16 protein-coding genes are annotated in these 18,406 nt (G+C 58.8%); 13 read left to right on the top strand and 3 right to left on the bottom strand.

What is annotated here, in order from left to right:
* Positions 1–36: 36 nt before the first annotated feature.
* Positions 37–441 (top strand): helix-turn-helix domain-containing protein, encoded by a 405-nt coding sequence (locus M3O59_RS15690; protein ID WP_249046898.1) that lies wholly within the window; start codon positions 37–39, stop codon positions 439–441.
* Between the two features lie 46 nt (positions 442–487).
* Here the strand turns inward: M3O59_RS15690 and M3O59_RS15685 are convergent, their stop codons facing one another.
* The 3 genes from M3O59_RS15685 to M3O59_RS15675 form a co-directional block, all read right to left on the bottom strand.
* A complete protein-coding gene (locus M3O59_RS15685; protein WP_147308444.1) occupies positions 488–1,135 on the bottom strand; it encodes a hypothetical protein in 648 nt (215 codons plus the stop codon).
* A gap of 385 nt (positions 1,136–1,520) precedes the next feature.
* On the bottom strand, positions 1,521–2,921 hold the full coding sequence (locus tag M3O59_RS15680) for a site-specific integrase (protein WP_116905182.1): 1,401 nt from the start codon (positions 2,919–2,921) through the stop codon (positions 1,521–1,523).
* A 254-nt stretch (positions 2,922–3,175) separates the two neighbouring features.
* The gene (locus tag M3O59_RS15675; protein WP_330462196.1) at positions 3,176–4,534 is read right to left on the bottom strand and encodes an IS5 family transposase; all 1,359 of its coding nucleotides are present in this window, start codon (positions 4,532–4,534) and stop codon (positions 3,176–3,178) included.
* 838 nt (positions 4,535–5,372) lie between these two features.
* On the opposite strand from M3O59_RS15675, the gene M3O59_RS15670 reads away from it, so the two are divergent.
* The 12 genes from M3O59_RS15670 to M3O59_RS15615 all read left to right on the top strand — a co-directional run bounded on the left by M3O59_RS15670 (position 5,373) and on the right by M3O59_RS15615 (position 18,310).
* A complete protein-coding gene (locus M3O59_RS15670) occupies positions 5,373–5,879 on the top strand; it encodes a hypothetical protein (RefSeq protein WP_181920678.1) in 507 nt (168 codons plus the stop codon).
* 40 nt (positions 5,880–5,919) lie between these two features.
* On the top strand, positions 5,920–6,417 hold the full coding sequence (locus M3O59_RS15665; RefSeq protein WP_116906914.1) for a hypothetical protein: 498 nt from the start codon (positions 5,920–5,922) through the stop codon (positions 6,415–6,417).
* A gap of 276 nt (positions 6,418–6,693) precedes the next feature.
* Positions 6,694–6,918 (top strand): hypothetical protein, encoded by a 225-nt coding sequence (locus tag M3O59_RS15660; RefSeq protein ID WP_147308597.1) that lies wholly within the window; start codon positions 6,694–6,696, stop codon positions 6,916–6,918.
* A gap of 401 nt (positions 6,919–7,319) precedes the next feature.
* A complete protein-coding gene (locus tag M3O59_RS15655) occupies positions 7,320–7,799 on the top strand; it encodes a JAB domain-containing protein (protein WP_116906915.1) in 480 nt (159 codons plus the stop codon).
* Between the two features lie 48 nt (positions 7,800–7,847).
* Positions 7,848–8,051 carry a hypothetical protein gene (locus M3O59_RS15650; RefSeq protein ID WP_147308598.1) on the top strand — a complete coding sequence of 68 codons (204 nt, stop codon included), beginning with the start codon at positions 7,848–7,850 and terminating at the stop codon, positions 8,049–8,051.
* Positions 8,052–8,270: 219 nt separating this feature from the next.
* Positions 8,271–8,912, top strand: a complete 642-nt coding sequence (locus M3O59_RS15645; RefSeq protein WP_116906921.1) for a DUF1629 domain-containing protein — start codon at positions 8,271–8,273, stop codon at positions 8,910–8,912.
* A 35-nt stretch (positions 8,913–8,947) separates the two neighbouring features.
* Positions 8,948–11,533, top strand: a complete 2,586-nt coding sequence (locus tag M3O59_RS15640) for a hypothetical protein (RefSeq protein WP_116906916.1) — start codon at positions 8,948–8,950, stop codon at positions 11,531–11,533.
* Positions 11,534–11,696: 163 nt separating this feature from the next.
* Positions 11,697–11,900 (top strand): hypothetical protein, encoded by a 204-nt coding sequence (locus tag M3O59_RS15635; protein WP_249050114.1) that lies wholly within the window; start codon positions 11,697–11,699, stop codon positions 11,898–11,900.
* Positions 11,897–12,940 carry a hypothetical protein gene (locus M3O59_RS15630; RefSeq protein WP_116906918.1) on the top strand — a complete coding sequence of 348 codons (1,044 nt, stop codon included), beginning with the start codon at positions 11,897–11,899 and terminating at the stop codon, positions 12,938–12,940. The genes M3O59_RS15635 and M3O59_RS15630 overlap by 4 nt, the downstream gene beginning before the upstream one ends.
* 185 nt (positions 12,941–13,125) lie before the next feature.
* Positions 13,126–14,688 carry a site-specific DNA-methyltransferase gene (locus M3O59_RS15625; protein WP_116906919.1) on the top strand — a complete coding sequence of 521 codons (1,563 nt, stop codon included), beginning with the start codon at positions 13,126–13,128 and terminating at the stop codon, positions 14,686–14,688.
* Positions 14,689–14,690: 2 nt separating this feature from the next.
* Positions 14,691–17,342, top strand: a complete 2,652-nt coding sequence (locus tag M3O59_RS15620) for a DEAD/DEAH box helicase (protein WP_249047139.1) — start codon at positions 14,691–14,693, stop codon at positions 17,340–17,342.
* An 11-nt stretch (positions 17,343–17,353) separates the two neighbouring features.
* Positions 17,354–18,310 (top strand): AbiJ-related protein, encoded by a 957-nt coding sequence (locus M3O59_RS15615; RefSeq protein WP_116906922.1) that lies wholly within the window; start codon positions 17,354–17,356, stop codon positions 18,308–18,310.
* Positions 18,311–18,406: the final 96 nt, after the last annotated feature.

Genomic DNA, 18,406 nt, shown 5'->3' with positions numbered 1-18,406 from the left:
AGACCGCCGGCCTGGCGGCATTTACGATAATCGCAGATGAGAAGCCCGCTTCCAAGCGGCACACTGAGGGAATTCAGCTTTCGTGCAATCTTCTCGATGCCCAAACCCAAAACACCGGCCACGGTCTATGGCACGCGTCTGCGCCATGCGCGGATGGTCATGGGTTGGACCCAAGCCGAGTTGGCGGAGCGCATCGGGATGGTGGACTCGGTGTCCGGAGCCACGCGCGTGAGCCGCTACGAGACGGGGCAACATGACCCAGATCCGGCAACCTCCGATGCCTTGGCAAAAGCACTAGGGCTGCCAGTTGCGTATTTTCACGCTACTTCTGACACGCTGGCCGAGATAATTTTGCTGGTGTCAAAGTTACCCGTGCCTAAGCAAAAGGAGGCGCTTGAGCGCCTCCAAGAGTTGGTGCGCGGGCAAACGACAGGGCGCTAGATTGGCGAGTTAGTTATTTGCGCAGATATTTTAGCGCTTTCCAATATCAAATCTCGCTTACCAGTGAGACTTTTCCGGTGCGGACGATAGGGTTCTGGTCTCTGATCGTGTGGACCTGCCAGCCCTTGGCTCGGGTCACAACCACATAGCGCATATCCACACCAAAGGCGCCAAACATGCGGATCTTCACCACAGTGCAGGAGATTCCGGCTTCGGTAACTACGTCCTCTATCGAGAGGTCATGCATCTCAGACGTATCACCGCTCGGTGAAAAGTCTTCACTTCCGATCCAGTTTGAATAGTCAGTTCTATCTGCTCTCATTATGGCGAGGGCGGGGCTCTCTTCTAAGGGAAAGAGGCCCCGCTGAGATACATGGAAACCGTGAGCGGTCTTGCAGAGAAACCTGCTAAGCTCACCAGGCGTTATCTGGACATTTAAGTCGACTTGACTAGCCCTAAAGCGTCGGCACAGGGCGGAAATCTTAGCTTGTGGGTCAGACGTGTTCGTCAGCGTTCCGCCGTGAACCATTACATCGCACGTCCCGCGCACTTCGATGCCGTCGCGAGCTGTTATCGGGTAAGTGTCGATCATGAATCGTGCTGGCACAAGTAATGGTAGGCAGATTACAGCCACGGCATCGTTTCTTGAAACATCCTTCTTGAAGCGTTGTCCATCAACACCAATAAAGGACATTTTTATCATTCGCGGCTTGGAATTCTTATTGTAAGATCGTAATCCCATTACCAATCGAGATTGGGCAAGCCAGCGATTCCGAAGAATGGGAGTTTCTATCTCTCGATTGATCATCTTTTGACAAGGGTCTTCACACGATGACTTAGGAAGAAGCAATGCTCCGTTGAGTCCTCGTGCCATGACGTGTTCGTTGGTTAGCTTGACATCGACACCTGACTTTCCGCAATACATGCAGGAGTTAAGGGGTGGGAGTGTCGTTGTGGTAACAACATTCATTATCATAGTCTGCGGAAGATGGAGGTTGCCGACGAAGAGCCGGGCGGAGTAAGGCTGCAAGCTAGGCTCGCCGCTTAGCTGCATCACTATAGCGGGACAGCGTATCTCTTTAAGGGTAAAACTTGCTCGGATCAGCCAAGCACTGAGCGAACTGCCCCCGCTGATAGCGCGGCAGCTCCACGTTGGGCTGATACAGCTCTAACGCGCTGATTTGCTTGCTTCGCGTCACCTGCGGTTTCTTGTGCAGGTAGTGCTGGCGCAAGACCTGGACCCGGTCGCGGGGATCGGTGCTGTGGCCGGTGACCAGGGCAATCTCCTTCTCTGGAACATCGTTGACGTCGAGCTCGGTTGCCAGCGTATGGCGGAAGGCGTGAAACCCGATGCCCTTCGGAAAGCCCAGGCTCTTCAGGTAGCGCCCAAAGTCCACCACGAACTGCTGGCTGTAGCGAGCGTTGGTTTCCCCTGTCGTTCGGTTAACGCCCGCCGAGAGCAGCGGGAACAGCCGAGGATGGCCCGTCTCCTTCATGTCCTCCACGAATTCGAGGAAGCCTGCCTCCAGGAGCGGCTTGGCGATGGGGATGATGCGCATGCACCCCGCGCCCTTCATGCTTTGCCGGCTGCGCCGCCGGCGTTTCGGGTCCGCGGCCAAGTCTTGGTCCAACGTCTTCTGGAAAGCGATGCACCACACCCCGCGTTCTTCGATGATGTCGGTCAACTTCAACTGGCAAACCTCATTTACCCGCGCGCCGGTGTAGAGGCCGATCATCGGTGCCCACCAATACTGCGGCTTCTTCGCCCAGGCCACGAAGGTGGTGGGGTCAAAGATGGCTTGAAGATCCTCATCTTCGAACAGCCGGATGGCTTTCTCTGGGTCGATGGTGTCGTCCTTCTTGATCTTCCGGAAGGCTTTCATGGGCGAAGACACGATGGCCTGTCCGTTGACCAGGTGGTTGAAGAAAGCGACGAGGAACCGGCGATGACGCTCCTCAGTGGCAGGCGCCAGCGGTGGCACGTCCTGCGCTTTCCCCATTGCGATGGCTTCGTCGAAGGTGAGGTCCTTGAGCAGCGGATCCGACACCAGGTTCCTCGGAGCCCAACGCAGCAGCGTCCAGAGCGCTTGGATGTGGTAGTAGTCGACTCGAGCCGCAGAGATGTTGCCGCAGGTAAGAAGCAGCAGCTTCAACGTGCGCTCGGTGGACTGGACGGTCCTCGGGTCAAGCTGGCGGCGGCGCATGTCCTCCAGATGATCCTCGATCTCCTTGGCCAGAGGGCGCGACGGGGTGCCCATAGGGAGCTGGGCGGGATAGCGTGTGTTGTTCTTCAGGCCGCTCTTCCGACCGGTTTCGTCGAGCGCAGCGAGGATGCATTCTTGGAGGTTGATAGCTGCTTCCCGGCCTTGGATGATGGCGCGGTCGATGCGGAACCGCCCTATGTGGATGCCTTCCAAATGCAGGAGGCCGAAGGGCGAAGCGATGTAATTGTTGAGTGCTGCGGAGGGTAGGGCGGTCATGGGTCACTTCCATCGAGAGATGGAAGTAGGGATATGACAGGACGAAAATTCGTCAACGGGGGCGATACAAAAATCTGCGCTGTCGGCGCAGTCCTTAGGTGTTGGGATATTCCCAATGGAGTGCTTCCCGGGTCCGCCAATTCGTTATCCGGTGAGAAGCCTTGTAAACCAAGGGCTTCAAGAGAATTTGTGTCGATTTATCGCAGTCAATTGCGTACTGTTTGCAGTAAATAGTCGCCCCTGAAAAACCCCCTTCAAGCACCAAAGGTCAGCGGCGACCGGTGCGCCAGGCTCAAGGATGCCCCTGCCATCGCCTGCAACCAGGCACGCAAAAAGGCGATCCAGCGCATCAGCCAGCGCAGGTTGTAGCCGGCGGCGCAGCCGAGCACGTGCAGTGCATCGCCTTGGGCACCCTTTAGATAACAGCGATTCAAGCGGCAGTCCTGTTTCAGATGTCCAATCACCGGCTCCACCGCTTGCCGGCGTTTGATCCAGCTCCATTGCCGTCGTGTCAGCGTCTTGGCCTTGCCGCGATGCAGGATCTGCACGCCATCTACCTCACGTCCGCGATACCCCAGGTCCACGATCGCTACCTGCGGGGTTACATTCACATCCTGCAGCAACCCACGCGTCTGCTCCAGCTGCTCGGCCAACGTATCGCCGTCGTAAGGATTGCCGGGAAAACTGCGCGCGCCCACGATCAAGCCTTTGCGCGCACTCACCGCAATGCCGACCTTGACGCCAAATTCGTAAGGTGTCCGTGCCTTGCCCTTGCTCATGCATTCCACTTCCGGCGCATGCAGGGCGTAGAGCTTTTGCTTGTCCTTGGGGCGTTGTGTCAACACCCGTTGTGCGCGTTCCAGCCAGACACTGATGCGCTCACGCACCAAGGGGTCCAGCTTGCGTTGCAGATCGCGTAATACGCGTCCCAGGAGCGTGCGTTGGCGTCGCAGCACCTTGTGCATGCGCTTGAACTGGCGCGCATGCGCATAGCGCCCGGCCTTGCGGCTCAAGACCGGGCCTTGCCGCGCATAGGTCTGTCGTAGTGCGATGCCGTGGCGCTTGGCCAGCAGCACCAGCTTCTTGCGCGCCACCTCCAGCAGCCGGCTGTCGGTGGGATGGGCGATCGCCTTTTCCTGCACGGTGGTGTCCACGATCACCCGCGACAACTCGCGTGCATCCACCGCCTTCATCGCATGCGCGGTGTTGATCGTGTGCGCCAATAGCTCTTCCATGCCCGCTTCGCCCAGACGCTGTCGCCAACGTGTCAGGGAACTGGGATCGCACGGCAAGCAGGTCTGGAATACCACCTCGCCGGTGAAGAACTGCCAGTACGGATTTTCCAGCCAGCGCGCGCATACGGCCTCGTCGGACAGGTCGTAGGCGTGCTTGAGGTAGAGCAGCCCGGCGATCAGACGCATCGGCAGGCCGGGCCGTCCGCCGCTGGCAGTTGTGGCCGGCAATCGTGGCGATAGCGCCTGCTCCAACACACTCCACGGCAGCCGATGGCTTAGTTGAACCAGTGGATGGCGCAGGTCGATCTGGTTTTCCAGACGCGAACGAAACAACTCATCGGCAGGTAAGTGATCGGCAGCGGGACGGCGTGTGCGCATGGGCGAAAACTGCCAGAAACCAGTGCGTACATTAACGAAAACTGGCAGTTCCAGCACGTCGAAAATGCGGGGAAAGCCCTGCAATGGATGTGGTTTGGGGGTTTTTCAGGGGCGACTAAATAAGCTAACTAAATGAAATTAATGGCCGATTTTAAAAATGAATTTAAGTTAAATGTTAGCTTATTATTGTTAGTATTATTTGAATCTTAGGGCGGAGATATTCCGAATTAAAAGCGCTATTGGCTCATCAGTGCGTAAAGATGTCGTCGGCAACCGGTCCTGGTTACTGTTTCCGATCCCCGCCCGTGACGGGGCGAAGGTGCATAACTCGCAAGACGATTGAGTGGCGTCGGATTGAATCACTTGAGTGGCATGCGCCACGCTGCTCACGCCAGTTTGTCTCAGTCTATGCGACGGCGCCGCCTATACTGAGGCCTTGGACGCGAGATCGCCTCGTCTTCGATGCCTCGACAGCGTGAGTAGCCCTGTGCCGCCACAACAACGAGCTTGCAGAAGGCGAGCTGATCTGCAAAAATTTGCTTCATAGGACTGCGTATTAGCAGCTGTAATGGATTTACGAGAAGGTGAGATGGGCAACAAAGCAGTAGCGCTAAGTGCAGCAGCACTGGCCGTGGTAGTCGCTGGCATCGTCTGGACACATGAGGCGCGTAAGGTCGAGGTCCCAGCACAGGGCATCTCTCAGCATGAGACCCCCAAGGCGTCAAACGAATCAGTCAAAGATCAGGTCGTGTCCCAATCCGTTGACAGGGGCTCTCATCTGGCGACGGGCTCTCGTGTCAGGCATCCGTTTCCAGAGGTTCCACGAACCCGAGATGGGATGAGCTTTGATAACGACCCGGGCTATGCCGAAAGCAAGGCCGAGCAGAAGTGGCTAGATCGTCATGGCTTTCCCAATGAAAAACAGCTCGACGCCTACATGGGCGCGCCAGAGGCGCTGCTGAAGCAGGCCTCAGAGGCAGGGGATAAAGTCGCACAGACGATCTTAGACGCGCGATTACTCGCTTCTGATCCTATGGCGCAACAACGTCTGGTAGACGCCGGAGCGGAAGGAAACCTCTTTGCTTTAAACATGCTGGCGTCCTTTCAAGGCGGCAGCGCAAGCGGGGACCCTGTTGCGGCGTATGCCGTGTCGCGTGTGGCGGAAATGCGTGGAGATTCCCGTGCGTCTGTTACTCGGGAAGTGATGATGTCTAAGTCACTTTCAACAGAGCAAAGAATGCTCGGGGAATCTGAAGCCTTGCGACTCAACGCCGAAATAGACCGGATCTACACTTCGAAGTATGGCAGGGCACCGGTAGTGGATAAACGTCCAATCGGTCAGTAAGTTTTGTTGGTCAATTGTTTTTAAAAGGAGTGGGGCGTAAATGGGAATTATGAAGAAGGTCGGCATCACAGCGATGTCGTTGACGGGACTTATTGGTGTTGCATTCGCGTGCTCGGAACTCCCGATGCCGCCACTGGTGCCAATTCAGGTGCCCTTGACGCAGTTGCCGAAGTTTAGCGACAGCAAGAATCCTGCCAATGCCCTTTTTATGGATAGGCTTGATTCGGCAGCATCCAAGCTGCTGGGTGAGGGAAATTGGGTCACAAACTCCTACAAGGGGTATGTTTCCTACACCGTAAAGATTCTCAACTATACTGGCCGTGGCATGGTCTACATTGAGAAGCCTTGCGGAAAGAAGGCAAAGGAAATGGCCGAGAAGATTGCTCAGCAGACTTCGAGCGGCGGCGGTGGTGGCGGCGGCTCCGCTGGAACCGGTGGTGGTGGTGGTGGAGTGCTGATTGGCGGCGGTTGCTACGGCTCTTGCGGCGGCAGAATTCCGACCGGTGACGTGGGTCCCATCGAAACCCTGCCGAGCTGAGATCAGGTCGAGCTTTTCTAAGAACGCCCCAGTTCAAAGCTGGGGCGTTTTTCTTTGTCACCAGGAGATTCTCGTTCTTCAAAGGGTGAGGGGAGCCAGGTAGCGCTGGGGAGGCTGAAAGCGTTTCGTTGGCCTACAGTGGGCGTTACCAGACTTTGAGAAGCTCCTCAATGGAATGCTTGAGCAGCGCCGCGGTGGCACCCGAAAATTGATTCCACGCTGCATTGGCGGCGATGCGTCTCACGCAGTGCGACAAGACCGCTGATACTCAAGCCCATGAACAGAGCTGAGCTTCGCCGTCACCTTGAGCGTCTGGATACTGCGGTGCCCGCCCTGCGGGCCTCAAGTCCTGATCGCCGCCACTTCTGGCAAGCCTTTGCGAGCATGACCGCCGCCATCGAGAGCAAGGCAGCGACGAGCGAAGACGCGCAGTTCGTCGGCCGTCGGGCCGAGGAAATCTTGTCCTGGCATGGGCTCGAAAACACGGACGAACACGTCTGAGTCCATTGGTGCCGACCAGCCCATCCCGATGCCTGCGTTCTTCTCATGCGCAGCGGTGCTTGCGTAAGGCAAGCATGCACAGGTCCTCGTAGCCCATCACTGACTGCGAAGCTCAGCCATCGCCTGCTGACATCAATCCACCGCGTCCATCCGATTGCCTCCTAGCCAGCAGGCCCTGTAGGGCATGCATGGTGCTGTCCTCACTAGCGCTGGGCCTCTGAAAGGGAATCCTAGCTCCGCTGTCCCGACCGCAAGGACAAGCCTCCTCCTCGTCGCTGACGCTTTGTTGCGGCCCTTCGCTGCGCGCCGCTGCTGCGGTGCTCACTCCCGGGTGCGGTCGAGCCGAACGCTTCGCCTGTCGGTTCCCACGAGGCGCACAACGCGCTGGTGGAGACAAACCGATGAAGCGCACCCAAGACCTGAAGGCCCAATACCAACTCCAGATGGACGAGGAGGGCATCTTGCTCGCCGCCGCGACTATCCTGGAACAGCGCCTTCAACGCCAAGGTCGGATCCACAGCCCCGACCAAGCCGGCAGCTACCTGGTTGCCCGCTGCGCTCACCTGCCGCACGAAGTCTTCGGTATCGTCTTCCTGGACAACCAGCACCACATCATTTCTACCGAGCACTTGTTCTCAGGCACCATCGACGGCTGCGAAGTCCATAGCCGAGTCGTTGCCAAGCGCGCGCTGGAGCTCAACGCGGTCGCGCTCATCATTTTCCATAACCACCCTTCGGGCAATCCGGAGCCCAGCGAAGCGGACCGCAAGATCACCGAGCGCCTGCAGCAAGCGCTGGGCCTCCTAGACATCAGAATCCTCGACCACCTGGTCATCGGCGGCCGGCAGCACGTCAGTCTGGCGGCAAGGGGGTGGGTGTAGCCCGCCCCTTCACCTGTGCAGCCTGCCGAAGCTAGACTGCCACGGCAGATGCACATCGACACCTATGGAGCAGGAATGAAGGCGTTTCACGTGCGCGGGATTGTATGGGAGACCGACGGCAAGCGTCCTGCGTTGCCCGTTGAAGCAACAGTTCGATGTGAGGGCGAAGAAGACATCGCCGATGCGCTCAGCAATGCATACGGCTGGCTGGTGAGCGAGATTGCCGTCGTAGAAGAGATTGAGGTCGGCTAGGGCAGTGAATCGGGGAAAGGCTGATCGGTGGCCATCGCCTGGCTATTGTGGCCGTTGGGGCTCAGCCGTGCTGTTAGTGATTTGGAGGCAGAACGGCTGCCGGCAAAACGTTGATGCCTATAGTTGTGGAAGTGCGGGATCGCTGCGCGCCGAGCAAACTCTAAAGCAGGTAAGCTCTTCCGAGAGATGGCGCAACGCAAAAGAGATGGAGCGCAACGCATGGAATCGATGATGACCAATCAGCCAGAGTCTGGAGAGTTTTTTATATTTGGGCCCGACCTTGAGAGCGATAGACCGTTCCGGGGCGCGGTCTTTGAAAACGTCCAAGCGTTGCTCAGTCCACCTCGCCTCATTCTTCGACCCGAAGACGGCGGATTCCCTCCCTTGAGTGAAGCACCACGGCTTTTGTTTGATTCTGCCCAGGGGCCCGCGCCACGGGACTTAGAAGGAGGCTTCAGCGGGTATTGGCTGGTCTCGGAACGGCTACAACAAGCCATGGCTTCCGTTGACCCAGGTGCCTTCGCATTCGTGGAGTGCAACACCCTTCTTGCGGACGGCACGAAAGGGCCAAGACACTTCCTCTGCGACGTTGTTCGCGAAGTGGATGCCCTGGACGAAAAAGCCTCAAGGTTGAAGATTGAGATTGACGAGGACTTCGTTAACGGGAAGTTTTACTCCCTGGGTGGAGGAGCCAGCTTGGCTTTCAGACGGGATGTCTTGAATGGTGCGCACGTGTTTCTGACGCCGTTCAATTCCTTTGTCGTTTGCGACCGATTTTTCAAGGAAGCGGTTCACAGCGCTGGAATACCTGAAGACCCTGCGGCGAGTGGCATCTCTTTCATCGACGCATCGGACATCTGACTGCCCTCAGGCGCGACAAGGAAGGAATCTGCACCATGCCCAACAACAGTCCCCTTTTTCAAGGGCACCACGGCATCGAGCAACAAACCCTGGGGCATAGCCGCTTGTTGAAAGCGCTGGCGGACGCTGGGCGTTTCGAGATGGATTCAGGCTTGAACCTGATCAACATGCCGAACGACAAGGTGCTGGCTCATGCGCTTGGCGTTTCTCCCCACAGTGGCGGCCCTATCCGTGACTACCGCCAGGGCTTAGAGGACAGCCTTGCCCGGTTGGAGCGTTCTAAGGACGGTCGTGCCGCGTTGGCAGGCGATCCCGAAGCGCTGGATAGGGTTGCGGCGAAAGTCCATCGGCTCGGTGACAGCGTGCAAGTGGCGCTCATCAACGGTGACCTTCGCACCAACACCGGATTGGGTCAGACGATCGATCAGGCACGGGCCCAGACCAAGGCATTCTTCCAAGATCCCAACGGCTACGACAAGCTTCATGCCGAACAAGTGGACGCACATGGCCAAGCCAGCTCGTTAAACCGCCAATGGGGTGTGGTGACGCAAAGCGAACCCCGTGTGCTTGCAACACTCCAACACCTCCAAGGATCCACGCAAGCGCTGACGCGAGGAGGCAATCCGGACCTTCAGCGGCACGGTCTGTCGCAAGCGATCGCTAATGCCCACCAAGATGGGCGCGTGATGCTGTCCGAGCGAGGTATCTTGGTGGTCGAGCAAACCCTAGGAGAGGAAGCCGCGCATAACCTCCGTGTGCCGCGTGGGCAGCGCGGTGATGTCGCCATGCAGCTGTTGATGGGTGAGGCCTCTGCTCGGGGCCTAACCCGCGCTGGCGGACTTTTGACCACCGGCGCAGATGCAGTCATGACCGCGCGCACAGCCTCGGCGCTGATGGAGCAGGGCAACACGACGGCCGCCCAGTCGGAGGTTCAGCACGCCATCGCGCGCAACGCGGGCGGCTGGGCAGGTGGGGCGTCAACCGCCGCAGCACTGGGTAGCAGCGGAGGCTTTGTGCCCGCGGCCCTGGTGGTCGGCGACGCCGTCTTGATGAGCAAGGCATTCGATAAGGGTGCTGACTTGCTGGACAACCGCGCCATTTACAACCAGACCGACAAGACCGGGGTGGAGTGGCAGTTCAATGGCCGGGATTGGGAACGCCAGGGCGCTTTCGAGCGCGGGGTCGATGGGCGAGACACTCCCAGTCAGGCTCCGGTGGGAGCCAGCTACGCCAAGTCCCAAGAGCTGGGCGCTCTGGCCAACGCTAAGGCGGTGGAGTTCGCGCTGGGCAAAGCGCCACCGCCGCAGGATCCGTTCAATCTTCCGGCTAAGCCTGGCGACCAGACGGGACTGGACAACCAGAACTGGCAGCGCAATCCGACTACCGAGTCCTGGGAACGCCAGGTCAAGACGGTCGTGGCGGGTGCCAACGACCAGGGAGTTTACGAGCCTCAGGCCGCTACCCCGGCGCAGGCGCGGCGTTTGAACCAGGAATCCCTGGCTCGGATCGAAAACAACATTTCCACTGGCCGCGAGGCTATCGCCCAGGCCTATCTGGAAAACCATGCCGCTCAGCGCGGGCAGGACTACGGGGTTGCAGTGCCTGAGGCCGTGGAGAGCGCCCGAGCCAAGCCCGACCAGGTCCAGGGCCATAACGGCCAGCTCTACCAGCGAAACGAAACCGGGCAGTGGGCTGGCAAGGACGGGATGGCCACCGGCAACCTGGCAGTGGAGCTGGAGCTCACCAACCAGATGCGCCAGCCGTCCCTAGAGCGCGCCCAGGAAGCCCTGACAGGCATCCAGTCGCGGCCAGCGCCTACGCCGGAGCAGATGGAGCACAACGAGCTCCTGCATCGCTACCGGGCCGCGGGTGTCGACCTCAATGCCCAGGAGAACAACCTCCAAGCGGTGGAGTTGGCCACCCAGCGCACTAAGCAGGCCGAAGGCCTTGCCGGCCCGACGATGCAGCAGCTGAAGCCGAACGAGCAGGGGCAATACGGCTACGACAGTCCCATTGCCCACTACCAAGTTGGCCAAGACGGGGTGGCCCACCAAGTGGCAGTAACTACCTCTGAGGAGCTGCGCCAAGCCAAGGCCGAGCTCGGCCAGCCTGCTATGGCGCATGTGCCGACGCTTGGAGCCGTATCGGTGACAGGGCCAGGGCGCAGCAAGGAGCGAGATGCCGAACCGGCGCTGGAGAAGGCGGCGGCTGGTCCGCTACTGGCGGACAACCCCGCGCACCCGGACCATCGCACCTATGCTCGCATCCATGATTGGGTCAAAGGCACGGGTAACTGGAATGAAGAAGAGAGCCGAAACGTCAGCGCCGCACTCTACAAGCAGAAGACCGAAGACCCCCTGCTGAAGCGTGTGGACCAGGTCACCGGGGGCCTAGGCCGAGATGGGGCCCACAACGTCTTTGCGGTCTACGCTCCTCATGGAATAGGGGTCGCGCCCATGTTCCATGCCCATGTCGATGGACGCGAGGCCTCCCAGCAGTCGGCCCAGCAGAACCTTCAGCAGGCCGAAACCATTCAGCAGAGCCAAGTTCGCCAGCAGGCGCTCGAACAGACGCAGCAGCAAAGCGTCCAGCAGGAGCAAGGGCCGCGGATGACAATGTAGCAGCTGGAGGGTTCCGAGCCTGAGTCGCAAAGGTTGTTGAGACTCGCGAGCTGCCTGCGTCAAGAAGCTGGGCGGCCGTGCTGACAACGGCGGAAGACCAAGCCGCGTTCAGCCAAGCGACCATAGAGCTTGCAAGCACCTTGCAATGGATCCTGGAGGACCTATGATCATGGGCATGAAACGCTTTTTCAGTCAGTTCGTGATAGCAAAGCCCGGCCACCGGGAGACCTTCTACGAGGTCAACAGAGATGGTGCGCTTGTGCTCAATCGCGACGAGCTGCTGAAGTCTGGTCGAATGAATCGTCAGCTCGAAGCTGCCCGAGTGCTTAAGAAAGTTGTTGCTCGAAAGGCGCCTGCTGATCAATGACCAGTCTGGCCTTACTGGCCGTTCTGTTAGCCGCTGGTTGGTATTTCTACAGGCAATGGCGATACACGCGCTTTGAGGCGCTACATCACCCCGGTCATCCCCAATATTTTGGCGCCGCGCTCTGTGCGGTCTATCTGTTTGGCATGAGCACGGGGCTGCATGCGCTCGCCGCTCGACATCCTTTTTACCTCGAATACCTTGGGAAGCTTCTAGCGATGCTTCCTCTCCAAGTCGGCGAAAAGCAGACTTCGGCTGGACTCGCGCTTCATCTGGCGCTGACGTTGTGGTGTTTGCTTCTTGCCGCAGTTCTTCCGATCCTCTTGAACGACCCGCTCGTTCGTATCCGTTCCCTTGCCCAGCTGGTGGCCTTCCGACTGGGGGCCATCGATGCAGTTGAAGGGCTGGCGATCAAATGCGAAGAGGATGGAACTCTGGTCGCCCTGACGTTGGATAGCGGCAAGGTCTACGCAGGGATTCTCGATGAGTTCAATGGCCCAAGAGTAGGCAAGGATTGGGTCGCCATGACTCCCGTGGCGTCTGGCTATCGTGATGACACTGGTTCGCTGAGCCTGACTACCTTTTACGACATAAAGCTGCCAGAAGATACGAGCTTTGAGATATTTAAGATCATCGTGTCGATGAAGCAAATCGTGTCTGCACAAGCTTTCGATCTGGAGCTGTATAAGCAGTTTCAACAGGCAGCCGCTGGTCAGCAAGACGCGAGCAGTGTTGCTGGTGGCGGATCCGCACTAGAGAGGAAATCATCGGTAGTAGCCGTCACTCGGCACTACTTCTATCTGGGGCTGCCGATATTTCTCTTCCTTGCCCCTTTCATGGCGCTCAAGTCGACCGTTTTGGGGCTACTTGCCGTCGTTGTGGCCGGCTTCAGTAGCATTGCTGCTGAAAGCCTTCGTCAGAGACCCAATGCCAAGCAGGTCTTGGAGACTGTTCCATCGCCGCAAACTGAAGGTTGTGCTGCACCGGGGCAGGTTGGCGCTCCCGGCGGCGCAACGCTTGCGGGTGACGAGCCTCGGCGATGATGGAAGCTACGAAGTAGCTGCATTAAGGGCGGATGCGCGGCGCAGAAGATGAACATCATGCGTTTCGATATTTGCGACCCGTCGATGCAAGACTAAGCATCAAGATGGCCGGGTCTCATGTTGGGTGCTGGTTCCAGACGCCCTGCCTGGCCGATACTTGGGGTCTGTTCTTGGGGATGTCTTAGATGCCGCTGCTCAACTGGTCCAACCGTGACGAGGACCTGACCCGTTCCGCCCTGACGCCCTACCGCCTCCTGGAGCCGGTGGCCAGCTTGTCCTATGGGGAGGTGGACTCGCCCAACATGCTGATCGAGGGCGACAACCTGGATGCTTTGAAGGCGCTGTTGCCGTATTACGCCGGCCAAGTGAAGTGCATCTTCATTGACCCGCCTTACAACACCAAAAGTGCGTTCGGGCAATACGACGACAACCTCGAACACTCGCAATGGTTGTCAATGATGTATGCGCGGATTGAACTGCTGCGTGATTTGCTGGCATCAGGTGGTTCGCTATGGGTCTCGCTTGATGACAATGAAGCACACTATTTCAAGGTGATGTGCGATGAAATCATGGGGCGCCGCAATTTTATCGCGGACATAGCCTGGAAGAAGCGCGATGGCGCGCCCAATGATCGAAAGATCGGTTCTACCTACGACCATGTGCTGGTCTACTCGAAATCTTCATCCCTGGGAGCAAAAAAGACCAAGGCCGAAGAGTCGTTCAACTTGATGGATCGGACTGAAAAGGCGGACTCGCAGTATCGACTTTATGAAGAGCCTTTTGGGTTCGACGAGCGAGGTCCCTTCCGTAAGGTTGATTCCACCGGGAATGCCAAGGGGGGGCGCTTTGTGGAAAGCTTGGTCTATCCGGTAAAAAATCCCTTCACCGGAGAACTGGTGTATCCAAGAAAAGGGCGTTGCTGGGTATACAAGCGTGAAGTTATGGAGCAGATGGTCGCGGAGCGACGCTTTTTCTGGGGGAAGGATGGGAGAGCTGGAACTCCGATGAGGAAGCTCTTTAAAACAGAGGCGAAAACGGGCATGACGGCTCCTACAATATGGGATGACGTTGGCCTCAATCAGCACGCCGCGCGCGAGTTGGAGGTTCTTTTTGGGGAGAAGGCGGTGTTTGACACGCCGAAGCCGGAAGGGCTCATGAAGCGCGTCATCGAGATTGCGACTAATCCCGGCGAAATCGTCATGGATTCCTTTCTCGGTTCGGGGACAACAGCGGCGGTGGCTCACAAAATGCGGCGTCGCTGGATTGGAATTGAGATGGGCGAGCAAGTGAGAGAGCTGTGCCGCCAGCGTTTGGTCCGAGTGGTTGACGGCGAGCAAGGCGGCGTATCCGAGGCGGTCGCGTGGGAAGGTGGGGGTGGCTTCCGCTTCTACAAGCTTGGCGTCCCCGTGTTCGATGACGAGGGCCATATCCGTGAGGGCATCAAGTTTGAGCACTTGGCCGCTCACGTCTGGTTTGCCGAAACGGGCACGGCACGCTCAACCCGTGCTCCTAAGCAGCCGTTCCTGGGCGAGCACCACGGAATCGGCTACTACCTGCTGTTCAACGGGATCTTGGGCGATGAAAGCAAGACCGGCGGCAACGTGCTGACCAAGCGAGTGTTGAAGGGCCTGCAACCCTTTGGTGGTCCAAAGGTGATCTACGGCGAGTTGTGCGACTTACCCAAGGAGCGACTGGAGGAGCTCCAGATCACCTTCAAGCAGACCCCCTACGACATCAAGGCACGCTAAGCATGGCTCTTTCCCTCAAGGTGTATCAGCAGCGGGCGCTATCCAGCTTGGCCCAGTTCCTGGAGGACGCCCGGCTGACCGGCCCCGCATCTGCGTTCGAGAAGAACGTGGATCCCGGCCTGGTCACCCACTACAGACCCATGCCGGGCATGGAAGCCTCGCCCTACGTCTGCCTTCGCATTCCCACGGGCGGCGGCAAGACCGTCATGGGCGCGCACATCATTCAGGCTTCAGGCGACGCGTATCTGGAACGCGAGTTCCCGCTGGTCATGTGGATGGTGCCCACGACCCAGATCAAGACCCAGACGCTGGAAGCCTTCAAGAATCCGCGTCATCCCTACCGCCAGGAACTGGACGAGGCGTTCGGCAGAAAGGTCGCCGTGTTCGACGTGGAGGACTTCACCCATATCCGTCCTGCGGACCTAGGCACTAAGGTGTGCGTGGTCATCTCGACCATGGCAGCACTTCGCGTCGAAAACCAAGACGGTCGAAAGGTCTACGAGCATCACGAAGATCTCGAAGCCCATTTCGCCGGCAGCGTGTCCTACTTGCCCTACTTGGAGCGAAACAAGGCCGGTAAGGCCATCGCGTCGTTTGCCAACTTGCTCAAGCTCCATGGCCCTTTGGTCATTACCGACGAAGCCCACAACGCCAACACGCCGCTGTCGTATCAAGTCTACGAGCGCCTGGGCGCCAAGGTAGTGGTGGAGCTGACCGCGACCCCCCAAGCCGGCAAGAGCAATGTGCTTGTCAGCGTCAGCGCGTTTGAGCTGAAGGCAGCGGACATGATCAAGTTTCCAGTCGTGCTCAAAGAGCACGTCGGGCAGTGGGAAGTGGCGGTGGGCAGCGCCGTCGCCCGCCGAAACGAGCTGGGCAAGACCGCGCTTGGGGAGCCGGACTACATCCGTCCCATCCTGTTGATCCAGGCCGAGAACGCCAGGGGCACGGCCACGGTGGAAGAGGTCAAGAAGCACCTCATCGACAACGAAAAGGTGCCCGAGAAGGCCATTGCCATCGCCACCGGTGACCAACGCGAAATCGATGGAATGGACCTGTTCGCCAAGGATTGCCCCATTGAGGTCATCATCACCAAGCAAGCGCTGAAGGAAGGGTGGGACTGCTCCTTCGCCTATGTGTTCTGCTCGGTGGCCCAAGTCAAAAGCGACAAGGACATCCAGCAGTTGCTGGGCCGCGTGCTGCGCATGCCCTATGCCACCCGCCGCAAGCAGGAGGCCATGAACAAGGCCTACGCACACGTCACTACCACGGCTTTCAACTTGGCGGCCGCAGAGCTCACCAAGTCGCTCATCGATATCGGGTTCAACCCGCTGGAAGCCGTGGGCGCAGTGCTGCCGGATCTCACCCCTGGGCCTGGTTTGCCTCTGCAAGGCGGCAACGTCAATCCGGCCCCCGTCACGCCAAAGACCACGATCGCGGTGAGCAAGCAGCCAGACCTCACCGGTATCCCCGCGCGTGACCAAGCCAACGTGGTCTTTACTCCGAACGAAGAGGGGAAGGGCGGATCGGTTGAGATCACTGGCGAGGTTGACGATTCCACGGTGGAAGCGATCACCAAAGTCGTGCCAACCAAGGAGCGTGAGGAAGCGACGGCTACCATCGAGCGCCATCAGATCGCTTCCAAGGCTGTCAAGGCCCCCAGCCAGAACGGCGCAGTGTTCAGCGTGCCCCGGCTCGGGGTCATGGAGCAGGGCGAGCTGGAGTTCGTGGAAAGCGGTGCCACGCCCCCGGGCTTTGCCTGGGAACTGCTGGCCTATCCCCCGGACCTGTCCAGCCTCAAGTTCAATGCCGACAGCCAGACCTTTGAGGTGGACCTCGTCGATTCAAAGGTGAGCTACACGAAGATCGACGACGATGTGAACACCTACCTGCCGGGCTTTGCCAAGGACCGCACCCAGGCGGATCTGGTGGGCTGGCTGGACCAAAAGATCCGGGACCCCGGCGTCAAGCAGCCGGTGTTGCGGGAATGGTTGCGCCGAGCCATCAGCGGCCTGGCAGACGACCGCGGGTTCTCTCTGTCCCAGTTGCTCAACGGGCAGTTCGTCCTGCGCCGAAAGTTGGGCGAGCAGCTGCAGATCGCCAAGGCCGCGGCGCTGAAGGAGGGCTTCCAGCAAGCATTGTTTGGCCCAGACGCCGACATCGTGGTCAGCGATGAGCCAGGTGCAATGTTCACCTACCCGGCGGACATGACCCAGTATCCGGCGCACTCCTACTACCAGGGCGGCACCTACCGGTTCCGCAAGCACTACTACCCGTTTGTGGGCGACCTGCAGTGGAAGACGGCCGGTGGCAAGGTGGGCGAAGAGTTCCTCTGCGCCCAGGCCATCGACCAACTGGACGAGGTGGAGTTCTGGGTCCGCAACTTGGTGGACAAGAGCCAGTTCTGGATGCCGACGTCCAAGCAGCGCACCTACCCGGACTTTGTCGCTCGGCTAAAGGATGGGCGTCTGTTGATCGTTGAATACAAGGGCGGTGACCGATACACGTCCGACTCCGAGAAGGAGAAGCGGATGATCGGTGAGCTTTGGGCCACCAAGAGCAAGGGTAAGGGGATCTACCTCATGGCCCAGTTGAAGAACGAGAAGGGCGACAGCGTGACCGAGCAACTTCAGGCTGCAATCCGGAAGACGAGCTGAGCTAAGCAGTCATGGACGACCAAGATCTAGACCGATACCTGGGCGCAGCCTACGTCCTCCTCACGCAGGAGGGGCATTTAGAGGCCGCGTCATTGCTCAGGACCAGCACCGCAAAAGCCGTCATCGACTACTACGATAACCTTAACGGTGGGACGAACTTTTACAAGCTCATTTTGGAGGTTCCGGCGGGGGCGTTCGCGGGGATTCGGAAGAAGCAAGAGGAACTTCAGCGCGTAATGACCGAAGCGGTCCGGACCTCGATCCCGCCAGACGGTCAGGACTATTACCACGTCCACCTGACGCCAACCCTTGAGCCGGGCTTCAACTGGCGCGAGGAGCCGTCAGAAGTGCTCTCGCGGACTATCCGTCGGAACATCTTTGATGGCCTCCGCATGGAGCAGGTGAACGTGTTCGGTGAGTTAGGGGACCCCGAGTTCTTAAGCAGAATCTTTGAACTGCGTCGGCTCCCGTCCACTGACAGCCGGTTCAAGGACGCAGCAGGCGACATCTACCAGCACCGGATCAACAACGACGACTGGGATCAGTATTGGATCTTTGATGACGACCGGTTTGCATTGTTGGACGGGCCTGCGGACACGTTTCTTCGCTTCTTGTGCGAGATCGTTCACCCGGTGGTTCGTCCTGACCGCGCCGAAACTGAAGTAATCGTCCAGCACTTCAATGACCAGTTGCGCAGGGCAGGGTGGGAGCTGGTTGAAGAGGAACGAATCGCCGGGAGACCCCGATACGTCCCGCAACAAGTTGCTCACGGTGGAAGGGAGGCCATCGAGCGCGCCAAGGCCGTTGCCGATTTCCTAGAGGCGGGTGCCATGGCGCGTCAGATTGAGCGCATGCAAAACGCCATCAGCGCCGATCCAGAGGTTGCCATTGGAGCCGCCAAGGATTTTGTGGAGACCTGCTGCAAGACCATCCTCGACAGGCTGGGTGTCACTTTAGGGATGGTCTGATCAACGGCGTCGGAGGATGATCCAAACCGCATCAGCCGGGCTGACGGCGCTCAGACCCTCGATTATTTGCCGTTTTCGGCGCGTTTGCGGGGTGTT

Origin of the sequence: Xanthomonas nasturtii (genome assembly GCF_023337365.3) — a bacterium.
GTDB classification, from domain to species: Bacteria; Pseudomonadota; Gammaproteobacteria; order Xanthomonadales; family Xanthomonadaceae; genus Xanthomonas; species Xanthomonas nasturtii.
Note: the sequence above shows the minus strand (reverse complement) of the source record. Positions and strands in the feature narration are given on the sequence as shown.